15 protein-coding genes are annotated in these 19,514 nt (G+C 67.4%); 11 read left to right on the top strand and 4 right to left on the bottom strand.

From position 1 onward, the window contains the following. Positions 1 to 2 precede the first annotated feature (2 nt). Positions 3 to 2,450, bottom strand: a complete 2,448-nt coding sequence (locus IB275_RS15860) for a TonB-dependent receptor plug domain-containing protein (RefSeq protein WP_192295929.1) — start codon at positions 2,448 to 2,450, stop codon at positions 3 to 5. 413 nt (positions 2,451 to 2,863) lie between these two features. Here IB275_RS15860 and IB275_RS15855 point away from each other — a divergent pair, with 413 nt between their 5' ends. Next, a complete protein-coding gene (locus IB275_RS15855) occupies positions 2,864 to 3,859 on the top strand; it encodes a P1 family peptidase (RefSeq protein WP_192295928.1) in 996 nt (331 codons plus the stop codon). A 34-nt stretch (positions 3,860 to 3,893) separates the two neighbouring features. Here the strand turns inward: IB275_RS15855 and IB275_RS15850 are convergent, their stop codons facing one another. Beyond that, a complete protein-coding gene (locus IB275_RS15850) occupies positions 3,894 to 5,279 on the bottom strand; it encodes a tetratricopeptide repeat protein (RefSeq protein WP_192295927.1) in 1,386 nt (461 codons plus the stop codon). 341 nt (positions 5,280 to 5,620) lie between these two features. Here IB275_RS15850 and IB275_RS15845 point away from each other — a divergent pair, with 341 nt between their 5' ends. From IB275_RS15845 to IB275_RS15820, 6 genes are read left to right on the top strand one after another with little or no spacing between them, the layout of a single operon-like run. Beyond that, the gene (locus IB275_RS15845) at positions 5,621 to 7,141 is read left to right on the top strand and encodes an ABC transporter substrate-binding protein (protein WP_318652571.1); all 1,521 of its coding nucleotides are present in this window, start codon (positions 5,621 to 5,623) and stop codon (positions 7,139 to 7,141) included. Then, a complete protein-coding gene (locus tag IB275_RS15840) occupies positions 7,138 to 8,130 on the top strand; it encodes an ABC transporter permease (protein ID WP_045214324.1) in 993 nt (330 codons plus the stop codon). Before IB275_RS15845 ends, IB275_RS15840 begins: the two co-directional genes overlap by 4 nt. Then, positions 8,127 to 8,963: an ABC transporter permease gene (locus IB275_RS15835; RefSeq protein WP_192295925.1), complete on the top strand. Its 837-nt coding sequence runs from the start codon at positions 8,127 to 8,129 to the stop codon at positions 8,961 to 8,963. The genes IB275_RS15840 and IB275_RS15835 overlap by 4 nt, the downstream gene beginning before the upstream one ends. After that, entirely contained in the window at positions 8,960 to 10,570 is a 1,611-nt protein-coding gene (locus tag IB275_RS15830; protein WP_192295924.1) for an ABC transporter ATP-binding protein, read from the top strand. Before IB275_RS15835 ends, IB275_RS15830 begins: the two co-directional genes overlap by 4 nt. After that, positions 10,567 to 11,775 carry an LLM class flavin-dependent oxidoreductase gene (locus tag IB275_RS15825; RefSeq protein WP_225607808.1) on the top strand — a complete coding sequence of 403 codons (1,209 nt, stop codon included), beginning with the start codon at positions 10,567 to 10,569 and terminating at the stop codon, positions 11,773 to 11,775. Before IB275_RS15830 ends, IB275_RS15825 begins: the two co-directional genes overlap by 4 nt. Further along, on the top strand, positions 11,768 to 12,613 hold the full coding sequence (locus IB275_RS15820; protein WP_192295923.1) for an alpha/beta fold hydrolase: 846 nt from the start codon (positions 11,768 to 11,770) through the stop codon (positions 12,611 to 12,613). The genes IB275_RS15825 and IB275_RS15820 overlap by 8 nt, the downstream gene beginning before the upstream one ends. A gap of 38 nt (positions 12,614 to 12,651) precedes the next feature. On the opposite strand, the gene IB275_RS15815 is transcribed toward IB275_RS15820, so the two are convergent. Next, positions 12,652 to 14,238, bottom strand: a complete 1,587-nt coding sequence (locus IB275_RS15815; protein WP_192295922.1) for a rhodanese-related sulfurtransferase — start codon at positions 14,236 to 14,238, stop codon at positions 12,652 to 12,654. Beyond that, positions 14,235 to 14,840 carry a 3-mercaptopropionate dioxygenase gene (locus IB275_RS15810; protein WP_192295921.1) on the bottom strand — a complete coding sequence of 202 codons (606 nt, stop codon included), beginning with the start codon at positions 14,838 to 14,840 and terminating at the stop codon, positions 14,235 to 14,237. The genes IB275_RS15815 and IB275_RS15810 overlap by 4 nt, the downstream gene beginning before the upstream one ends. A 114-nt stretch (positions 14,841 to 14,954) precedes the next feature. Between IB275_RS15810 and IB275_RS15805 the strand changes: the two genes are divergently transcribed. The 4 genes from IB275_RS15805 to IB275_RS15790 all read left to right on the top strand — a co-directional run bounded on the left by IB275_RS15805 (position 14,955) and on the right by IB275_RS15790 (position 19,466). Next, complete coding sequence (locus IB275_RS15805; RefSeq protein ID WP_192295920.1) at positions 14,955 to 15,851, top strand: LysR family transcriptional regulator; 897 nt, start codon at positions 14,955 to 14,957, stop codon at positions 15,849 to 15,851. 354 nt (positions 15,852 to 16,205) lie between these two features. After that, on the top strand, positions 16,206 to 17,294 hold the full coding sequence (locus IB275_RS15800) for an LLM class flavin-dependent oxidoreductase (RefSeq protein WP_500862559.1): 1,089 nt from the start codon (positions 16,206 to 16,208) through the stop codon (positions 17,292 to 17,294). 11 nt (positions 17,295 to 17,305) lie between these two features. Next, entirely contained in the window at positions 17,306 to 18,250 is a 945-nt protein-coding gene (locus IB275_RS15795; protein WP_192295918.1) for an ABC transporter substrate-binding protein, read from the top strand. Between the two features lie 244 nt (positions 18,251 to 18,494). Then, complete coding sequence (locus IB275_RS15790; RefSeq protein ID WP_192295917.1) at positions 18,495 to 19,466, top strand: aliphatic sulfonate ABC transporter substrate-binding protein; 972 nt, start codon at positions 18,495 to 18,497, stop codon at positions 19,464 to 19,466. Positions 19,467 to 19,514 lie beyond the last annotated feature (48 nt).

Here is a 19,514-nt window from a genome sequence, read left to right as displayed (position 1 = left end):
GGTCAGAAGTTGTAGGCCAGGCCCGTGTACCAGTAGCCGCCGGTAGTGCCGTAGGGCGAGAAGTTGCCGTACGGGAAGGCGCCGGAGGTGCTGGGCAGGTTGGTGCGGTCGGGGTAGACGTTGAACAGGTTGTTCGCCCCGGCGGTGAGGGTCAGGTTGCGGGTCAGGTGGTAGTCGACATTGAGGTCGGTGATCCACTGCGGGTCGAAGGTGCGGTCGTAGACCTCGGCGGTGCCGTACTGGGTGTACTCGCCGTAGCGGGTCAGGTTCAGGCTCACGTCGAACTGGCCGATGCTCCAGTCGGCGCCCAGCAGCAGGCGCGATTCGGGCTGGCCGTGCTTGAGGTTGCCCTGGCGCTGGCGGTCGTAGCCGCCGTCCGGGCCGAGGGCGGACTGGGCCACGGAGGAGGCGTGGATCTTGTCGATCTCGGTGGTGTTCCAGTTGAAGCCGGCGTTGTAGCGGATGCTGCCGTAGGCGCCCAGCTCCTGGCGGTAGTCGCCGACGATGTCGACGCCGCGGGTGGTGGTGTCCAGTGCGTTGGTGAAGTAGGTGACGTACTGGTTGGGGTTGAGGCCGGCGCCGGCGAGGATGTCCTGGATCGCCTGGGTGCCGCCCAGGTAGCCGGTCTGGGCGATGCGGTCGCGGATCTTGATCTGGTAGGCGTCGATGGTCAGGCTGCTGGCCGGGGTGGGCTGCAGGGTCAGGCCGACGCTGTAGTTGGTGGACTTCTCCGGGCTCAGGGTGGACGCGCCGAGAGCCTGGGCCACATCCGAACTCACCGCGACGTTGCGGTAGTCGATCAGGTTGCCGTTGACGCTGCTCTGCGAGGTCGAGCTGTAGATCTGCTGGGCCAGCGAGGGCGCGCGGAAGCCGGTGCTGGCGGTGCCGCGCACGGCCAGGATCGGGGTCAGCTGGTAACGGGTGGAGAGCTTGCCGTTGGTGGTCACGCCCGAGCCGTCGTTGTAGTGCTCGTAGCGCCCGGCGAGGTCGACGTGCCACTTGTCGGTGAAGTCCTGGCCGATCTCGCCGTAGCCGGCGTAGCTGGTGCGGCCCTTGGAGGCGGCGTCAGCCGGGGTGGTGCCGGCGCCGGAGATGGTGCCGGGGGCGATCAGCGCGCCGTTGGCGCCGTACTGGTAGTCGCCGTAGCCGTAGGAGGCGTACTCGCCCTTGCCGATCTTGTAGTTCTCGTAGCGGTGCTCCAGGCCCCAGGAAATCTGCGTGGGCTTGGCCAGGCCGAGGTCGAAGGCGCGGGTCAGGTCGAGGTTGCTGGTCCACTGGCTGAAGGTCTTCACGCCGGTGTCGACGTTGGTCGGCGAGTCCGCGCCGTAGCTGAGGTTGTAGGTATCGGTCAGCGTGGCGCGGGCGTGGTCCTGGCCATAGGTGGTGGACAGGTCGTAGTCCCAGCCGGCCGCTTCGCCCTTGCCGCCGAAGGCGAACTGGAAGTCGTTCTCGATGAACCGCAGGTTGTCCTCGATGCCCTCGGGGTAGGGCGTCGGGATGCCGTTGAAGCTCGCCGGCTGGTGGAACGCCAACGGTTTGGACGATTCGCGGTTGGTGTAGGTGGAGAAGGAGTAAAGGGTCAGCGCGTCATTCACCGGCAGCTCGGCGTTGTAGCCCAGGCTGAAGTTCTCCACCTTCGGCAGACCGGTGCCGTAGTAGGTGTGCTGCAGGCTGGTGTTGCCCGCGGAGTCGGTATAGGGCGCATTGTCGGAGCGGTCGGAGACGTTCTGGTGCTTGTAGTCCAGGGCGAAGTTGACGAAGCCCTCGTTGCCCAGCTCGAAACCGATGTTGCCGCTCTGGCGGGCGGTTTCGCCGTCACCGTTCTCGTAGTTCTGGCCGTAGGTGCTGGCCAGACGGCCGCCGTGGTCGGTCTGCTTGAGCACCACGTTGATGACCCCGCCGATGGCGTCGGAACCGTACTGCGCGGAGGCGCCGTCACGCAGGACTTCGACGTGGTCCACCAGGGCGGTGGGGATCATGTCCAGGTCCACCGGCTGCGAGCCGGAGTTCAGGTAGGTGCCGTTGTTGAGCAGGGCGCTGTTGTGGCGGCGCTTGCCATTGATCAGCACCAGCACCTGGTCGCCGTTGAGGCCGCGCAGGCTGATCGGGCGGACCACGGAGGTAGAGCCGAAGCCGGACGAGGCGGGCAGGTTCAGCGAAGGCAGAACGCGGCTCAGGGCGCGGGTCAGGTCGCCCTGGCCGGTGGCTTCCAGCTGCTTGCTGGAGATGACGTCCACCGGTGCCGGGCTGTCGGCCAGGGTGCGCGCCTGGCCACGGTTGCCGACCACCACCACGGTGCTCAGGCGGTTGTCGGTGGTGCTGCCGTTGGCGCTGGCATCGGCATCGGCGGCGAGCGCCGGCAATGCCTGGGTAACGGCGAGGAACAGAAGGCTGTGGGTGAACAGCGTGCGGGCGGTCGATGCGCTCCGGGCACGGGTGACTGTGGTCATGGTTACGCTCCAAGGTTTGCTCCCGGCTGGCGCCCTTCTGGGTGGCCGCTGCGGGTTATCGTGTCGACGGCATCGGGGCCGCGTTGGCGAACGGCTTGTTGCTGGGAGGGACTGGTCGCGTTCAGTCGGAAGGCAGGCTCAAGCTCATGGCGGTGACTAGGCAAGCGCTGTGCCAGTCTGGAAAGGCCTTGTCTTTCAGTGGTTTGCCGGTAGCGCTGGTAATTCCCTGCTGGGTTTGCAGCAGCGCCGATCCAGGCTGTTGCTTTTCATCCAGCCGCCGGCGAGGCGCAGGTCCCGGGTGGCGTGATGCTGCATTTGCAGCAAGGGGCACGCAGGCAGGTTCGAGCCTTCGCCGGGGTGCTGGCACAGGCCTTGCTCCGGCGCTGTTTTCACTTATCTGCCTGGAGAGACGCATGCCCAGACCCGGCCCGCGCAACCTGATCACCGATATCCCCGGCCTACTGGTCGGCCATGCCACCGATGAACTCGTACAGAGCGGCGTAACCGTGCTGCGCCCGAGCGGCGTGTGGACTGCCAGCGTCGATATTCGCGGCGGCGGCCCCGGCGGGCGCGAGTCCGCTGCGCTGGAGCCGGAGAACATGGTGGGACAGCTGCATGCGCTGGTGTTTTCCGGCGGCTCGGTGTTCGGTTTGGGCGCGGCGGATGGCGTGAGCGCGGAGCTGTCTGCGCTGGATATCGGCCTGCACCTGAAGGCCGGTGCGCCGGCCATTCCCATCGTGCCGGCGGCCGTGCTGCATGACCTCGCCAATGGCGGCGACAAGGGCTGGGGTATCGACCCGCCGTACCGTGAACTTGGCCGCGAGGCGCTGGCCAACCTGGATGTGGAGTTCGCCCTGGGCGCAGTCGGTGCCGGGCGCGGTGCCATGGCCGGTGTGCTGCCCGGCGGCCTGGGTTCGGCTTCGCTGGACCTGGGCGATGGTCTGGTGGTGGGGGCGCTGGTGGTGGCCAATCCCATCGGCAGTGTCTACATGCCCGACGGTGAGACGTTCTGGGCCTGGCCCTGGGAGCAGGGCGGCGAATTCGGTGGGCGCGTGCCGGCACAGAGGATGGACTGCAGCGAGCCGATGCCGGAGCTCTCACGGCTCGATTCCATGGGCCGCCTGCAGGCCGGCGCCAACACCACGCTGGCGGTGGTGGCGTGCAATGCGCGGTTGACCACCGCCGAGTGCAAGCGCCTGGCGATCATGGCTCAGGACGGCATCGCCCGCGCGGTGCGCCCGGCGCACCTGCCGTTCGATGGCGACAGCCTGTTCGCCATGGCTTCGGGCGACGTCGAACTGGTGAGTGGCCAGCGCCGTCAGGTGGAGCTGTCGCGCATCGGCTCGGCGGCTGCCGACTGCGTGGCGCGGGCGATTGCCCGTGGCGTGTACCTGGCCCGCCCACTGTAGGAGCGGGCCATGCCCGCTGAGCGTCCAAGGGCGCTCAGCGGGCGGGTAGGTACGGATTCCCGGCCAGCGCGCGGTCCACCCGGCGGGCCGCGCGAGCGGCTTCCTGGGGTAGGCCGAGGGCGTTATAGACGCGCTCGAGATGGCGGTTGCCGGGCACGTCCAGGGCGTCGTAGCGACGCCGCAGTTCCAGCGCCTGTTGCGCGGCCAGCCATTCCCCGGCGCGCAGTTGCGCATCCAGTTCGATCAGCGCGAACAGGTCGCGCTGGGCATGGCTGCCGCCGATCTCCCCCAGACGCGGCAAAGCCTGGCCCAGGCGCCGCGCTGCCAGCGCGTACTCGCCGCGGGCATGGGCGTACAGGCCTTCGGCGGCGGGCAGTGTCACGTCGGCCCACACCGCGCGGCTGAAGTCTGGTGCCTGGCGTGCCTGCTGGCGTAGGGCCTCGAGCAATTCACCGGCTTCTTCCTGCCCGGCGCGGGCCAGACCGTAGAGGTATTGCAGGCTGAGGAAAGGCTGCACGACATCCGCCCGGCGTTCGCGCAGGTAGGGCAGCAGTGCTTCCCAGCGAGGGCCGACGTCGATGCCGGCGAACTCCAGGCGAGCCAGCAGCGAGACCGCGCCGATCTGGTCCTGGGAGTACTCGGGGAAGATGCCCCAGACGTGCCGGTCGTAGATTTCCAGCACGCGCTGCTGGTTACCCCGCGCCAGATGAAACAGCGCCAGGTGCCACCAGTTGTGGGTGTACATGAAGGAGTTGAGCCCTTGCCAGCCGGCGCTGGCTTTTTCGAGGAACTGTGTGCCTTCCTCGATGCTCCCTCGGGTCAGCAGCACGTGGGCGAGGGCGTGTTGCGCCCAGGGTTCGCCAGGCAGCAACTGCAGGGCATAACGCGCCGCCGCATCGGCTTCCTCCAGCAGGTGACACTGCTCGTAGGCGAAGGCCAGCATGCCGTAGGCCTGGGGTACATCCTCGGCGCCTTTCACGGCCTTCAGGGCGATGCGCAGCATGGCCGGCGAGTTGCCGCGGTTGAATTCGAAGTACTGGTTGAGCTTGGCGGCCAGCAGGTCGCGCGGGTGCTCATCGAGCAGCAGTTCGCTCAGACGCAATGCCTCGGGCAGATCGTCAGCGCTCCAGGCGGCGAGCAGCGCGGTGTAGCGTTCGGCACGGGGAGTGCCGGGGCCGGCGGCCCAGGCCCGTTGCAGGTAGCGCGCCGCGAGGCTGGGCGCCTGAGGTGATTCGGCGAACATCATCAGCAGGCCGGCGAAGGCGTTGGCCAGCACCGAGGCCGGGTCTGCGTCAGCGCCGGCGAGGATGTTTTCCGCGCGGGTCTGGTAGGCGAGCACACCGCCGGTGAAGTCGTCGATGGCCTGGCGGGTGTCCGCGCGCTCGCTGTCGATGGGGTTGCCAAGGTAGTCCTGGGTCATGCGCTGCAGCTCCAAGTAGAAGATGCAGGCTAGTCGCAAAGCCTGTGCCAGTCGCGCAGGCCGCGCCGTGCGTGAGGCTGCGCGGCAGCGGCTGCTGCTTTTCAGGCAATGCGCCGGCGGCACTGTGTGATTTGCACCAGCGGCCTCGCGCCCAGGCGCCGCAAACCCCGCAGCGGCGGGCCTGCAGGGCCATGGCACAGCGCTTGCTCAAGCCCCTGGCAAAGCCGAATCACGGCGCTGATCCTGCAGGAGCTCCCATGCCCAGTCCTACTTTCCGCCTCGCGCCACGGCGCCCACGTCACGCCCGGCTGCTTGCCGGCCTGCTGGCGGCCGGCCTGGCCATGGCAGGCGCCGCCGTGGCGGAGCCGACCCGCGGCGGCCAGCTTGACCTGGTGGCGCAGCCCGAGCCGCCGTCGCTGTCCCACGCGGTGGTCAGCCACGTCGCGACCCAGTACGTCGGCGGCAAGATCCTCGAAGGGCTGATCACCTTCGACACCGACCTCAGGCCGCAGCCGGTGCTGGCCCGCAGCTGGACGGTATCGCCGGACGGCCTGACTTACACCTTCGACCTGCAGCCCGGCGTGAAATGGCACGACGGCCAACCGTTCAGTGCCGACGACGTGGTGTTCAGCTTCCAGGACTTCTACCCGGAGGTGGACAAGCGCATGGCGAGCATCTTCGGTGAGTACGTGCAAAGCGTGCAGGCCAAAGGCGCAGACCAGGTGGTGTTCCAGCTGAAGAAACCCTTCTCGCCGCTGCTGTCGGCGCTGGGCAGCGGCCTGCGGCCCATCGTGCCCAAACACCTGTACGCCGGCACCGACTTCCGCAGCAACCCGTACAACCTCAAGCCTGTGGGCACAGGCCCGTTCGTGTTCCAGGAGTGGAAGCGCGGGGCGTACATCCGCCTGGCGCGCAACCCGGATTACTGGCACAAGGGCCTGCCGTACCTCGACGGCATCGTCTACCACGTCATCCCCGATGCCGCTGCCCGTGCGGCCGCCTTCGAGCGTGGCGAGGTACAGGTGCTGCGCAGCGGCGATGCCGATTACGCCGACCTCAAGCGCCTGTCTCAGTTGCCGGGCGTCGAGGCATCCGAGAAGGGCTACGAGCTGTATCCGGGGCTGGCCTTCCTGCAAATCAACACCCGCAAGCCGGGCCTGGACAACCCCAAGGTGCGCCAGGCGATCCTCTATTCGCTGAACCGCCAGTTCATCGTCGACAACATCTTCTTCGGCACCGGTCGCGTGGCGGCCGGGCCGTTCCTCGGCGCCTTCCACGACCCGAAGCTGCCGCAGTACGGCTATGACCCGGCCAGGGCCAAGGCGCTGATCGCCGAGTCCGGCGTGGATGTCAGCAAGCTGCGCGTGCGCCTGCTCAACGGCGAGAAGGGTGGCGCCTGGGAGCGCCTGGCCGAGTACACCAAGCAGGCTTTGCAACCACTGGGCATCAAGGTGCAGGTCGCGACCTCCGACGCCGCCACCTGGTATCAGCGCGCCAGCGACTGGGATTTCGACCTGACCTACAACTTCATCTTCCAGATCGGCGACCCCTACCTGACCACCGCTTACCTGTACCGCACCGACTACATCCTCAAGACCTCGCCCTTCGCCAACATCACCGGCTACAGCGATGCCGCCGCTGACGCACTCTGGCAGCGCGTCGCCAATACGCCCGAGGGCCCCGGACGCCAGGCTGTATACGGCGAGCTGGAGCGCAAGCTCAATGATGACCTGCCGATCGCACCGATCTTCGAGATGCGCTTCCCCACGCTCTACCAGCAGCGCGTGCACAACCTGATCCGCAGCGCCACCAGCCTCAACGACAGTTACGCCGAGGTCTACCTGGAGCCCGCCAAGCAATGAATGTGCTGCTGTACGCCGGCGCGCGCCTGGGGCGTGCGCTGGCCCTGATAGTCGCGGTACTGGTCGGTGCCTTCCTGCTGCTTCGCCTCGCGCCGGGCGACCCTGCGCTGCTGATGGCGGGCGAGGCGGGCAGCGATGACGCCGACTACATCGCCCGGCTGCGCGGCGAGATGGGGCTGGACCTGCCACTGCCCGTGCAGCTGTGGCGCTACCTTGCGCAGATCGCTCACCTCGACCTGGGCTACTCCTACCGCAACCAGGAAAGCGTCTGGCAACTGATCGCCGAGCGCCTGCCGGCGACGTTGCTGCTGATGGGCTCGGCCTTCGCCGTGTCACTGACCCTGGGAGTCGCTCTTGGTGTGCTGGCTGCACGCAGCCAGCAGGGCAGTGGCCGGCTCGACCGTTTCATTGGCCGTGCCGTCTGGGTGCTGTTCGCCACGCCGCCGTTCTGGCTGGCGCTGCTGCTGGTGCTGCTGTTCTCCGTGCAGCTGGGCTGGCTGCCGGCCTTCGGCATGCAGAGCGTTGGCGCGGACCTGAGCGGGTGGGACTGGTGGGCAGATCGCCTCGGCCACCTGCTGCTGCCGTGCCTGTCGCTGAGCTTCCTGTCGCTGGCGATGTACGTCCACCTGACCCGTAGCGCCATGCTCGACATCCTGCCTCAGGAACATGTGCGCCTGGCACGCGCCAAAGGCCTGGGCGAAGGGCGCATCCTGCTCGCCCATGTGTTGCGCAATGCGCTGGTGCCGGTGGTGACCTTCGCTGGCCTGCAGCTTGGCCAGCTCGCCAGCGGTGCGCTGCTGATCGAAGTGGTTTACGCCTGGCCGGGCATCGGCCGGCTGCTCTATGACGCGCTCAGCCAGCGCGACTATGCATTGCTGCTGGGGGTGTTCCTGGTGATCTCCTGCCTGGTGGTGGCGTTCAACTTCCTCACCGATCTGCTCTGCCGCCTGCTGGACCCGCGCATCGGCGCGGCGGGGGAGGTGCGATGAGCCTGCGCCGTGCGTTTTACCGCCCCGGTGCGTTGCTCGCTGCCGGTTACCTGATCCTGCTGGCAGCGGCGGCCATCCTCGCGCCGTGGCTGTGCTCGGCCTCGCCCTGGGAGATGCTGGCGCGGCCGCTGATGCCACCATTGCATGACGCCAGCCATTGGCTGGGCACCGACATGCTCGGCCGCGACATCGCCACCGGAATGCTCTACGGCGCGCGCACCTCGCTGACTGTCGGGCTGCTGGCGACGCTGGCGACCCTGTTGCCGGCCCTGCTGGTCGGCGCCACGGCTGGCTACTTCGGCGGCTGGATCGACGAGTTGCTGATGCGCATTGCCGAGTGCTTCCAGATCATCCCGCAGCTGGTACTGGCGGTGGTGCTGGTGGCGCTGATGGAACCCTCCGTGGGCTCGGTGGTGCTGGCTCTGGCGCTGGTGGCCTGGCCACCAGTGGCGCGGCTGGTGCGCAGCGAATTCATGAGCCTGCGTCAGCGCGAATTCGTCCAGGCGGCGCTGGTGCTTGGCCAGCGGCCGGCGCGCATCGTCTTCGTGCAGATCCTGCCCAACGCGCTGTCGCCGCTGCTGGTGAGCCTGACCTTCATCCTCGCCGCCGCCATCCTGACCGAAGCCGCGCTGGCCTTCCTCGGTCTGGGCGATCCCGAGGCGATGAGCTGGGGCTACATGATCAACGCCTCGCGCAATCTGCTGCGCGATGCACCTTCGATGAGCCTGCTGCCGGGCGTGGCGATCCTGCTCACGGTGCTTTCCGTGCAGCGTGTCGGCGAGGCACTGCGCGAAGCCGTGCAGGCGCCTGGAAACCAGGGAGGGCGCCCATGAGCGAGAAACTGCTGGAGGTTCGCGACCTGCGCATCGACCTGCCGGCGGGCGGCGACCGTACCAGTGCGGTCAGCGACCTGTCCGTCGACCTGGCGGCCGGTGAAGTGCTCTGCGTGGTCGGCGAGTCGGGCTCGGGCAAGTCGATGCTCGCCAACGCCATCCTGCGCTTGCTGCCGGCCCACCTGAAACCAGTGCGGGGCAGCATTCGCTTTCGCGGCGAAGACCTCGCCGGGCGTAGCGAGCAGGGCATGCGCGAGCTGCGCGGCAAGGATATCGCCATGGTCTTCCAGGAGCCCATGAGCGCGCTCAACCCGCTGATGAGCATCGGCCGGCAGATCGACGAAAGCCTGCGTGCCCATGGCGTTGCGCAGGCTGCGAAGCGGCGCGAGCGGGTGCTCGACCTGCTCGGCTACGTCGGCCTGCCCGAACCGGAAAACCTTTATCACGCCTATCCCTTCCAGCTCTCGGGTGGCCAGCGCCAGCGGGTGGTGATCGCCATCGCCCTGGCGCTGGAGCCGGCGCTGCTGATCGCCGACGAGCCGACCTCGGCGCTGGACGTCAGCACCCAGGCGCAGGTCCTCGAATTGCTGCGGCGCATCCGCCGTGAGAAGGGCATGGCAGTGCTGCTGATCACCCACGACTTCGCCGTGGTGGAGGCCATCGCCGACCGTGTGCTGGTGATGGAAAAGGGCCGCGTGGTGGAACATGGCGCGCTGCGCCAGGTGCTGGATGCGCCGCAGCACCCCTACACGCGCCAGTTGCTGGCGGCGCTGAATCCTGGCGAGCGGGGTCCGCGTCGTTTTGATGTGGACGCTGCGCCGCTGCTGGAAGTGGCCAGCCTGCACAAGCACTACGACAGCCGCCAGGGTCTCTGGCGCCGACGCCGCGTTACCGCCTTGGCCGACGCCTCGTTCAGCCTGCGTCCGGGCGAGTGCCTGGGCATCGTCGGTGAGTCCGGCTCGGGCAAGACCACCCTGGGCCGCGCGATGGTACGCCTGCTGCGCCCGGACGGCGGGCAGATCCTGCTGCGGGGGCAGGACCTGGCGTCGTTGTCCCAGCGACGCCTGCGTCCGTTACGCCAGCAGGTACAGATGGTCTTCCAGGACCCGTTCGCTTCGCTCAATCCGCGCCAGCGTGTCGGTCGGCAGATCATGGCCGGGCCGTTGGCCCACGGTGTTCCCGTTGCCGAAGCGGAGCGCCGCGCGCGGGAGCTGCTGCAGCAGGTCGGCCTGCCGGAAGCCGCGTTCGCGCGCTACCCTCGGGATTTCTCCGGCGGGCAGCGCCAGCGCATTGGCATCGCACGTGCGCTGGCCTTGCAGCCCAAGGTGCTGGTGGCGGACGAATGCGTGTCGGCGCTGGATGCACTGGTGCAGCAGCAGGTGCTGGAACTGCTGGAAAAACTGCAGCGTGAGCTGGGCCTGAGCCTGGTCTTCATCACCCATGACCTGCAGGTAGCAGCGCGCCTGTGCGATCGCATCGCGGTCATGCAGGGCGGTCGCATCGTCGAACTGGGCGAGGCGCAGCAGGTGCTGCACACGCCGCAACATGACTACACACGCCGGCTGCTGGCCGCGCATCCTTTGCGCGGCGTGGAGGAGCCCGCATGACGGCGCCGCGACAGATGGCGCTGGGCGCTTTCCTCATGGCCACCGGGCATCACCTGGCTGGCTGGCGGCACCCCCGTGCGCACGCTGCTGGCGGACTGGATGTGGCTCACTACCAGGCGCTGGCGCGCACCGCCGAGCGTGGCTGCTTCGATGCGATCTTCCTCTCCGACACTCTCGCCATGCTGCCCGGCCGGCTGGATGCACTGAGCCGCATGGCGCGCACCGAGCACTTCGAGCCGCTGACGCTGCTGGCGCATCTGGCCGTCAGCACCCGGCACATCGGGCTGGTGGCCACCGTCACGTCCTCTTACAACGATGCGGCGAACGTGGCGGACACCTTCGCCACCCTCGAATCCCTCAGTGGTGGCCGCAGTGGCTGGAACCTGGTGACCTCGAGCAATGCCGAGGAGGCCGGTAACTTCGGCCGCGACCGGCACTTCGAGCACGCCTGCCGCTACCGCATGGCGGAGGACTTCCTCCTGCGCGTGCGCGAGCGCTGGACAGCCCGTGGCGTGGCGCCGGTACAGGTGCTGGCGGGCGCGTCGGAAGCAGGCAAGGAGCTGGCGGCGCAGCACGCGGAAGTGCTCTTCACGGCGCAGCCGGAAATGACCGGTGCGCAGGCTTTCTACCGTGATATCAAACAGCGGATGGCGCGCCATGGCCGCACTCCGGGCGCCCTGAAGGTGATGCCCGGCGTGCTGCCGATCCTCGGCACCAGCCGCGCGGAGGCCGAAGAGCGCCGCGCACAGTTGCAGGAGCTGGTGCAGCCGGTGGTGGGATTGTCGCTGCTCTCGGACGTAGCCGGCGGTTTCGACCTGTCCCAACTGCCGCTGGATGGCCCATTGCCGGAGCTGCCGCCCACCGAGTCCGGCGTCAGCCGCCAGCACCTGCTGCTGGAACTGGCACGGCGGGAGGGGCTGAGCATCCGCCAGCTCTACCAGCGCATCGCCGATGCCCGCGGCCATCGCGTGGTCGCCGGCACCGCCGTGGATATCGCCGACCAGCTGCAGGAGTGGTTCGAGTCCGGCGCGGCGGACGGTTTCAACATCATGCCGCCGTACCTTCCCGGCGGCCTCGACGACTTCGTCGCGCAGGTGGTGCCTCAACTGCAGCATCGCGGCCTGTTCCGCCGGCGCTACAGTGGCAAGACCCTGCGCGACCATCTGGGCCTGGCCCACAGCAAGGAGACTGCAGAACATGGCTGAACACTGGACGCAAGGGCTGCCGCTGGTGCGCGGCGAACGCGTGGAAATCCGCCCCGGACGGGGCATCAGCCTGGCCCACAGCAAGGGACATCGCTACCCGCAGACCGTGGTGTTCTTCGCCCACGGGGGCGGCGGCAACAAGGACCAGTGGCGCGAACAATGGCGGGAGCTGGCGACCGAGGGCTACAGCCTGGTGGCCTGGGACCTGCTGGGCCACGGCGCCAGCGACAAGCCACGGCGCGCGACGGACTATGCCTGGGATGAGCTGGTCGCTGACCAGGTGGCGGTGCTGCGGCGCTATGCCGGCGAGCGCAACATCCTCGCCGCGCATTCCTTCGGCACCGGCCTGAGCGTCAGCAGCCTGCTGGCATTGCAGGCCGAGGGGCAGGGCGCACTGATCGATTCGGCATTGTTGCTGGGCACCCAGCTCAACCGCCCGCTGGGGCGCGGCGGCCTGCTGTCGTTGCCGACGTGGCTGCTGGAGTGGTTCCGGCCCGTCCTGTCGAAAGGTTTTCGTGAGCGCGCCTGGCACGCCGACGCCAATCCGGAGTTGATCGATTACGAAGAACAGTTGACCCGCCACAACCGCCTCGATGTATTCAAGGCGCTGGTCAGCCAGGCCTCCTGGTTACCGGAAGCGGAGCTGGATCGCCTACGGTTGCCGGTGCGGATCGTCTCCGGCGACAGCGATGGGCTGACACCCGCTGAGCGCGCCCAGGCCCTGCACCAGCGTCTGCCCAATTCGCAGTTCGAAGTGCTGGAGAACTGCGGCCACCAACTGATGCTGGAAAAGCCGCAGAACATAAATCGGCACCTGCGCGAGTTGCTGGCTTTCTGATGCGCAGGGTTCGTCGACTCTCCAGAGGATGGCGTGCTCTATTGGATCACGAAGAAGCCGTGGGTCCCGTCGCGGCCCAGTTGTTCCACCAGCCCGAACTCCCAGTCCAGATAGCCCTGCATGGCCTCGCGCGGGTTGTCGGTGCCCTCGTAGGGACGGCGGTAGCGATCGATGCGGGGGGCAGCCAGCAGACTTTCGCCGTCTTCGGTCGGCTGGCCGGCGGCGACCCAGGCAGTGGTGCCGCCATCGAGCAGGAAGACCGGCTTGTCGGTCAGTGCCGCCACGTCCGCCACGGCGAAGCGTGCCAGCAGGCTGGTGCCGCAGGTCAGTACGTAGCGATCGGCGTCACCGAGTCCGGCCAGCGCCTGCTGCAGCTGGCTGCGCAGCGCCCAGGCGGCGCCGGGGATGTGGCGCTTCACGTAGTTGGCGCTGGCGGTGAAGTCGAGCACGGCGGTACCCGGGGCACGCAGCCAGTCGGCCAGGGTCTGCGGGGTGATGGTCTCGGCCTGCGGCGTCGGCGGCAGCGGAGCAGCCCAGGCGCCTTTTTCACTGAAATCGGCGGCGACCAGGCCGTCCAGCACGGCCACCTGCCAGCCCATCTGGGCCAGCCAGGAGGCGCTCATGTTGGCGCGCACACCGTCGTCGTCCACCAGCACCAGGCGCGCGCCGCGCACACTGGCGACGTGATCGGTTTCCTGCACCAGCTGGCCGCCGGGCGTGGAGCGCGACCCCGGCAGGTGACCGGCTTCGTATTCCTCCGGCGTGCGCACGTCGAACAGGTAGGTAGTGCGTGCACCTTCGGCTTGCCACTGGTGCAGGCCGTCGAGGTCGATGCGTGCGACCTTTGCGCGATCGGCCACGGAGCGGGCGCGCAGGGCGGCGGACTGGCGGGTGCCGGTGGAAACCTCGGCGAAACGTCGCGCCTGGCCGTGCTCCAGTTGTTGCCCGGCCAGCGTCCAGCCAATGGTGCCGTTGCGCAGCGCCGAGACCGGGTTGGGGATTCCGGCATTCACCAGCGACTGGGTGCCGATGATGCTGCGGGTGCGCCCGGCGCAGTTGACGATGACGCGGGTGGCCGGGTCCGGTGCCAGTTCAGCGACGCGCAGCACCAGCTCGGCGCCGGGCACGCTGATGCCGCTGGGGATGCTCATGGTCTGGTATTCGTCGAAGCGGCGGGCGTCCAGTACCACCACGTCGGCATCGGCATCCAGCAGGGCCTGTACTTCCTCGGCAGCCAGGGACGGGGTGTGGCGTTCGGCTTCCACCAGCTCGCCGAAGGATTTGCTCGGCACGTTGACGTCCTTGAATAGCTCGCCACCAGCACTGCGCCAGCCGGCCAGGCCGCCTTCGAGCAGCGCGACGTTGCTGTAGCCAAGGCCAAGGAGGCGTTGCGCGGCCAGTTCGGCCAGGCCTTCGCCGTCGTCATACACAGTCACCGGCGTGTTGCGGCGTGGTATGCGGGCATGAATCTCCAGCTCAAGCTTGGACAGCGGCACGTTGGCGGCGAACAGCGGGTGCTCCTGGGCGAAGGGGTCTTCCTCACGCACGTCGAGCAGCGCCAGCTCCTGTCGAGCGAGGAGGGCGGTGCGGATGTCGCGGAAGGAGCGGTGGGTGATCTGGCTCATGCGGGGTTCTCTTTCGACAGGTCCCAGATGTTGGGCAACTGGCTGTTGGAATAGCCGGAGATGAAGGGTTTTTCTTCGCCTTCGGCGCTGAATACGGCACGCCGAACGGCGCCGATGTTGGCGCCGTAGACGTGGATGCTGATGGAGGGCTGGTCGGCGAAGGCGTTGCTCACCTGGTGGATGTCGCCGATGCGCGGCGACACCGCCTCCACTTCGCCCGGTTCCAGGCGGTGCGCTTCGCCGCTGGGCTGCAGGCTGCCGTCGGCGGCGAAGGCGAAGGGCTGCGAGTACTCGGCACCACGCAACATGCCGATCAGGCCCCAGACGCGGTGGTCGTGCACGGGAGTGCGCTGCCCCGGGCCCCAGACGAAACTGACGACCGAGAAGCGTTGCTGCGAGTCGGCATGCAGCAGGTATTGCTGGTAGCGCTGTGGATCGGGGCGGGCGTAGTCCTCGGGCAGCCAGTCATCGTGGCGCACCAGCTCGGCCAGCAGCGGAGCCGCCTGGGCGAGCAGCGTGGCTTCGTCGGGATGGGTGTCGATGAGGGCCGCGAGGTCGCCGATGAACTGGCGCAGGCGGTCAAGTCGCAGAGGGACGGACATGCGGAAAATTTCACTCCGGTCAGGTTTGGCGCTACGGTAGCAAACGTATTTTTATTCCTGAAATGCATTTTGAATCTAAGCTAATATGCAAGAAATGCAATTGGTGCCAAGCCCATGAAGATCGACGACATCGATGCCTTCGTCGCGGTGATCCGCAACGCTTCCCTCAGCCAGGCCGCTGAAAGCCTTGGTCTGACTCAGTCGGCCATCACCCGCCGGGTGCAGAGCCTGGAAGAGTCTCTCGGGGTGGAGCTGCTCGACCGCAACACCAAGCCGCTCAAGCCCACCTCTGCCGGGCGCCGCGTATTCGAACAGTGCCTGCGGGTGCTGCGCGAGGTGGACGGCCTGCGTGAGCTGGTGTCCAGCGACTCACCGCCCAGTGGCGTCCTGCGTCTGGGGGTGCCGCAGAGCATTGGTGACGTGGTCCTGCTCGAGGCTCTGCGACGCCTGGCGGACGAGTACCCTGAGCTGCGCTCTCAGGTGAGCAGCGGCTGGGGCAGCCACCTGCTGGCGCGGATGGAAAATGCCGAGCTGGATGCTGCTGTCGTGCTGTTCCCGCCGAGCAAGGTATTCCCCGATGACCTCGGTGCGACGCCGTTGGGTCCCGTCGAGCTTTGCGTGGTCGTTGCGAAGGACTGCAACGTGCAGGCCCGGCGCCTGCTCGAGTGCTACCAGCACGGCTGGGTGCTCAATCCGGACGGATGCGGCTTTCGCGCCGGCTTGCAGCGCGCCCTGGCCGACCAGGGACTGGGGCTGCAACTGAACCTGGAAACCTTCGGCAGTGAACTGCAACTCGGGCTGGTGGCGCAGGGCAGGGGGCTCGGCCTGGTGCCAGCGCCCGCGCTTGCCCGCAGCCGCTACCGCGAGCAACTGCGGGTGCTGGAACTGGAGGACTTCCAGCCGCTGATCCAGCTCTGGCTGGTGCGCCCGCGGCTACTGGGCAATCTGGAGACGCCGGCACAGCTTTTCGGCGCATCGGTGGCCCAGGGGCTGGATATCTCTGCAACCTGACCCCCTGTAGGAGGGAGCTGGCTCGCGAACCTCCTCGACATCACAACTCCCCGTAGGGCGGTTAACGCAGGCGCGTTATCCGCCCTACGGTCCCTACCCCCTTCATTCATGTGTTAGCCGGATGGTGCCGTCGTGGCTCTGTTCGCGAGCAAGCTCGCTCCTATCCGAAGCGGAAAGCGAGGCGCGCAACTTGGTCGAGACTAAATATGCGCACTTTGCATATTAGGATATGACAAAAATGAATTTCCATCATGGACAACTTGCCTATAGCTTCTAAGCAAGACGCCAAACAAGGCGTTTTTCTTATAACGAAAGCCGCCGGCATCAGGCCGCGGCCCAGGCGAGGGCAACACAGTGAGCGTGGAAATTCTCGGCATGATCACCGCCACCCCGAGTTCCGAGGTGGATCAGCCGTTGGGGGATGCGGTGGATGCCGAGTTCGTCCGGCGCTTTGCCCAGGCCCATGAGGACGCCGGCTTCGACCGTGTGCTGGTCGGCTACTTCAGCAATGCCGCCGAGGGCGCGGTGGTCAGCTCGTTCGTCGCGGCCGCCACTCGCCGACTGGGCATCCTGCTGGCCTACCGGCCAGGCGTGATCGCGCCGCCGCTGGCCGCCCGCCAGCTTGCCACCCTCGACCAGTTCAGCGATGGCCGCCTGGCCCTCAATGTGGTCAGTGGTGGTAACGATGAAGACCTGGCGCGCGACGGCGACTACCTCGACCACGACCGCCGCTACGCCCGCACCGATGAATACCTGCAGGCCCTGCGGCAGATCTGGACTGCCGAGGAGCCGGTTGATTTCAGCGGCGAGTTCTACCGTTTCCAGGGGGCTTCGCCTGCGGTACGCCCTCGGCAGGCGCCGCACATCCCGATCTACTTCAGCGGCTCGTCAGACTCGGCGATCAAGGTCGCCGCCCGGCACGCTGACACCTACATGCTCTGGGGCGAACCACTGGCTGCCGTTGACGGACACATCCGTCGCGTGCGTGCCGCCGCCCGGGCGCAAGGGCGTGATCCGCGCTTCTCGGTGTCCTTCCGGCCCATCGTCGCAGACACCGAAGAGGCCGCCTGGAAACGCGCCGCCGAGATACTCGAACAGGTGCGCGAGAACCGCACGCGTCTGGGCCTGCCGCTCAACGACCACCAGCCGGAAAACGTCGGATCGCAACGCCTGCTGGCTGCGGCGCAGCAGGGTGAAGTGCTCGACACCCGCCTGTGGACCGGTGTCGCCCGATTGACCGGCGCGCGCTGGAACTCCACCGCGCTGGTCGGCACACCCGAGCAGGTTGCCGCTGCGCTGGGCGAGTACTACCGCCTCGGTGTTTCCACCTTCCTGATCCGTGGCTTCGTCCCGCTCGGCGATGCCGTGCGCTACGGCCAGGGCCTGATTCCCGCCATCCATGAACAGATCGCCCGCCTGCCGCAACTGCGGCGCGCCGGCTGAGGAGCTTTTCGATGACCCTGACCCAACGTCTGCGCGCCTCCCTGGCCGCGCTGCTGCTGAGCGCTCCGCTGGCGCACGCCGCCGACCTGCCGACCCTGCGGGTGGGCGACCAGAACTACTACAACGTGCGCGCGTCCATGGAAGCCTCCGGGGTGCTGGAAGGCGCCCCGTACACGGTGGACTGGAAGCACTTCCAGTCCGCTGCGCCGGTCGCCGAGGGCCTGCAGGCCGGCGCGCTGGACCTGGGCTTCCTCGGCGATTCGGGCTTCATCTTCCTGGCTGCCAAGGGTGCGCCAGTGAAGCTGATCGGCATCTCGCGGCAGAACCCCGACACCATCGCGCTGCTGGTGCCCAAGGATTCGCCGGTGAAGACCATCGCCGATCTCAAGGGCAAGAAGGTCGCCTACTGGCCCGGCGCCTGGAGCCAGCAATTGACCCTTCGCGCCCTGGAAAAGGCCGGCCTGCCCAGTAACTACGTGGAGTTCGTCAAACTGATGCCCATCGATGCCGCCGCCGCACTCCCGCGCGGCAGCATCGACGCCTTCCCGGTGTGGGAACCGTACATCTCGCAGCAGATCGTGTTCTCCGGCGCGCGCCCGATCCTCACCGCCCGCGACCTGATGCCGGGGCTGTCGAGCATTGCCGCCAATGCTGACTCAATCGATCCCAAGCGCGCGCAGATCGCCGACTTCCTCGCGCGCCTGCAGAAGGCCCGCACCTGGGTCGAGGCCCACAAGGAGCAATACGCCGATATCTGGGCGAAGAAGGCCAATCTCGACCAGTCCGTCTCGCGCCACTGGATCGGCCAGGCGGCGATGAGTGTCGGTCCGGTGGACAAGCAGGCAGCCGCCGATTATCAGGGCACCGCCGATTTCCTCCTTCAGACTGGTGCGCTGCCCAAGGCTTTCGATACCTCCAGCGTGATCGATACCTCGTTTGCCGGGGTCTTCCACTGACCGGGCGCAACCAGGGAGCATCCCGCGTGCAGATGGCATGACTGCTTATCTGCCGCGGGTTGCACACTGACCGGGCGTGCTGTCGCCTGGCATTAGTTAAGAACTAAAGATTATTTATTTTCTGTTTTTTATACCCATAATCTCGTGTCTACCGGACCACCGGACGCATCCACCCGTATCTGATCTGTCCCGTGGTCCGTCCTCGCATTGCGGGCGGCCAACCTGAATCCAAGGAGCCGTATCCATGTCCCGCCACCTGTTCCTGCGCCGTTTCGCCGTTGGCCTGAGCGCCTCGGTCGCCCTGTTCGGTGCCTTGAGCGCGCACGCCGAAGAGACTTTGCGCATCGGCTACCAGAAGTCCTCCACGCTGCTCACCATCGTCAAGGCGCAGGGCAGCCTGGATCGTGAACTGGCCAAACAGGGTATCAAGGTCACCTGGCACGAATTCCCCAGTGGCCTGCCGCTGCTAGAGTCGCTCAACGTCGGCAACGTCGACCTGTCCGCCGACGTCGCCGACACCGTCCCGGTGTTTGCCCAGGCCGCCGGCGCGCAACTGACTTACTTCGCCCGTGAGACGCCTTCGCCCACCGCGCAATCGATACTGGTACCGCAGGACTCGCCGCTCAAAACGCTGGGCGACCTCAAGGGCAAGCGCGTGGCCGTCACCAAGGCCGCAGGCAGCCATTACCTGCTGATTGCCGCGTTGCAGAAGGCCGGCCTGAAATTCTCCGATATCCAGCCGGCGTACCTGACTCCCGCCGACGGCCGCGCCGCCTTCGAGAACCACAAGATCGATGCCTGGGTAACCTGGGACCCTTACGTCGCCAGCGCCCAGCGCCAACAGAGTGCCCGCGTGCTCGCCGATGGCCAGGGTCTGGCCAGCTACCAGCGTTACTACCTGGCGTCCACCGCCTACGCCGAGGCACACCCGGAAGTGCTCAAGCAGGTCTTCGCCGAGCTGCAGAAGACCGGCCGCTGGGTGAAGGAACACCCGACCGACGCCGCGAAGGTACTCGGCCCACTGTGGGGCAACCTCGACGTTGCCACTGTCGAGCAGGCCAACGCCCGCCGCAGCTACGACGTACAGCCGGTGCGCGCCGATGGTCTTGACGAGCAGCAGCGTATCGCCGATGCCTTCTACGCGCAGGGCCTGTTGCCCAAGCCGGTGGATGCGCGCGCGGTGCCGGTCTGGCAGCCTGACGTGGCGAGTAACTGATCGAGGATTCTTAACCGCCGCCACTGCCCGTGACCGGCTGATCTGCGT

It is taken from the genome of Pseudomonas sp. PDM21 (assembly GCF_014852505.2).
GTDB lineage: Bacteria > Pseudomonadota > Gammaproteobacteria > Pseudomonadales > Pseudomonadaceae > Pseudomonas.
Note: the sequence above shows the minus strand (reverse complement) of the source record. Positions and strands in the feature narration are given on the sequence as shown.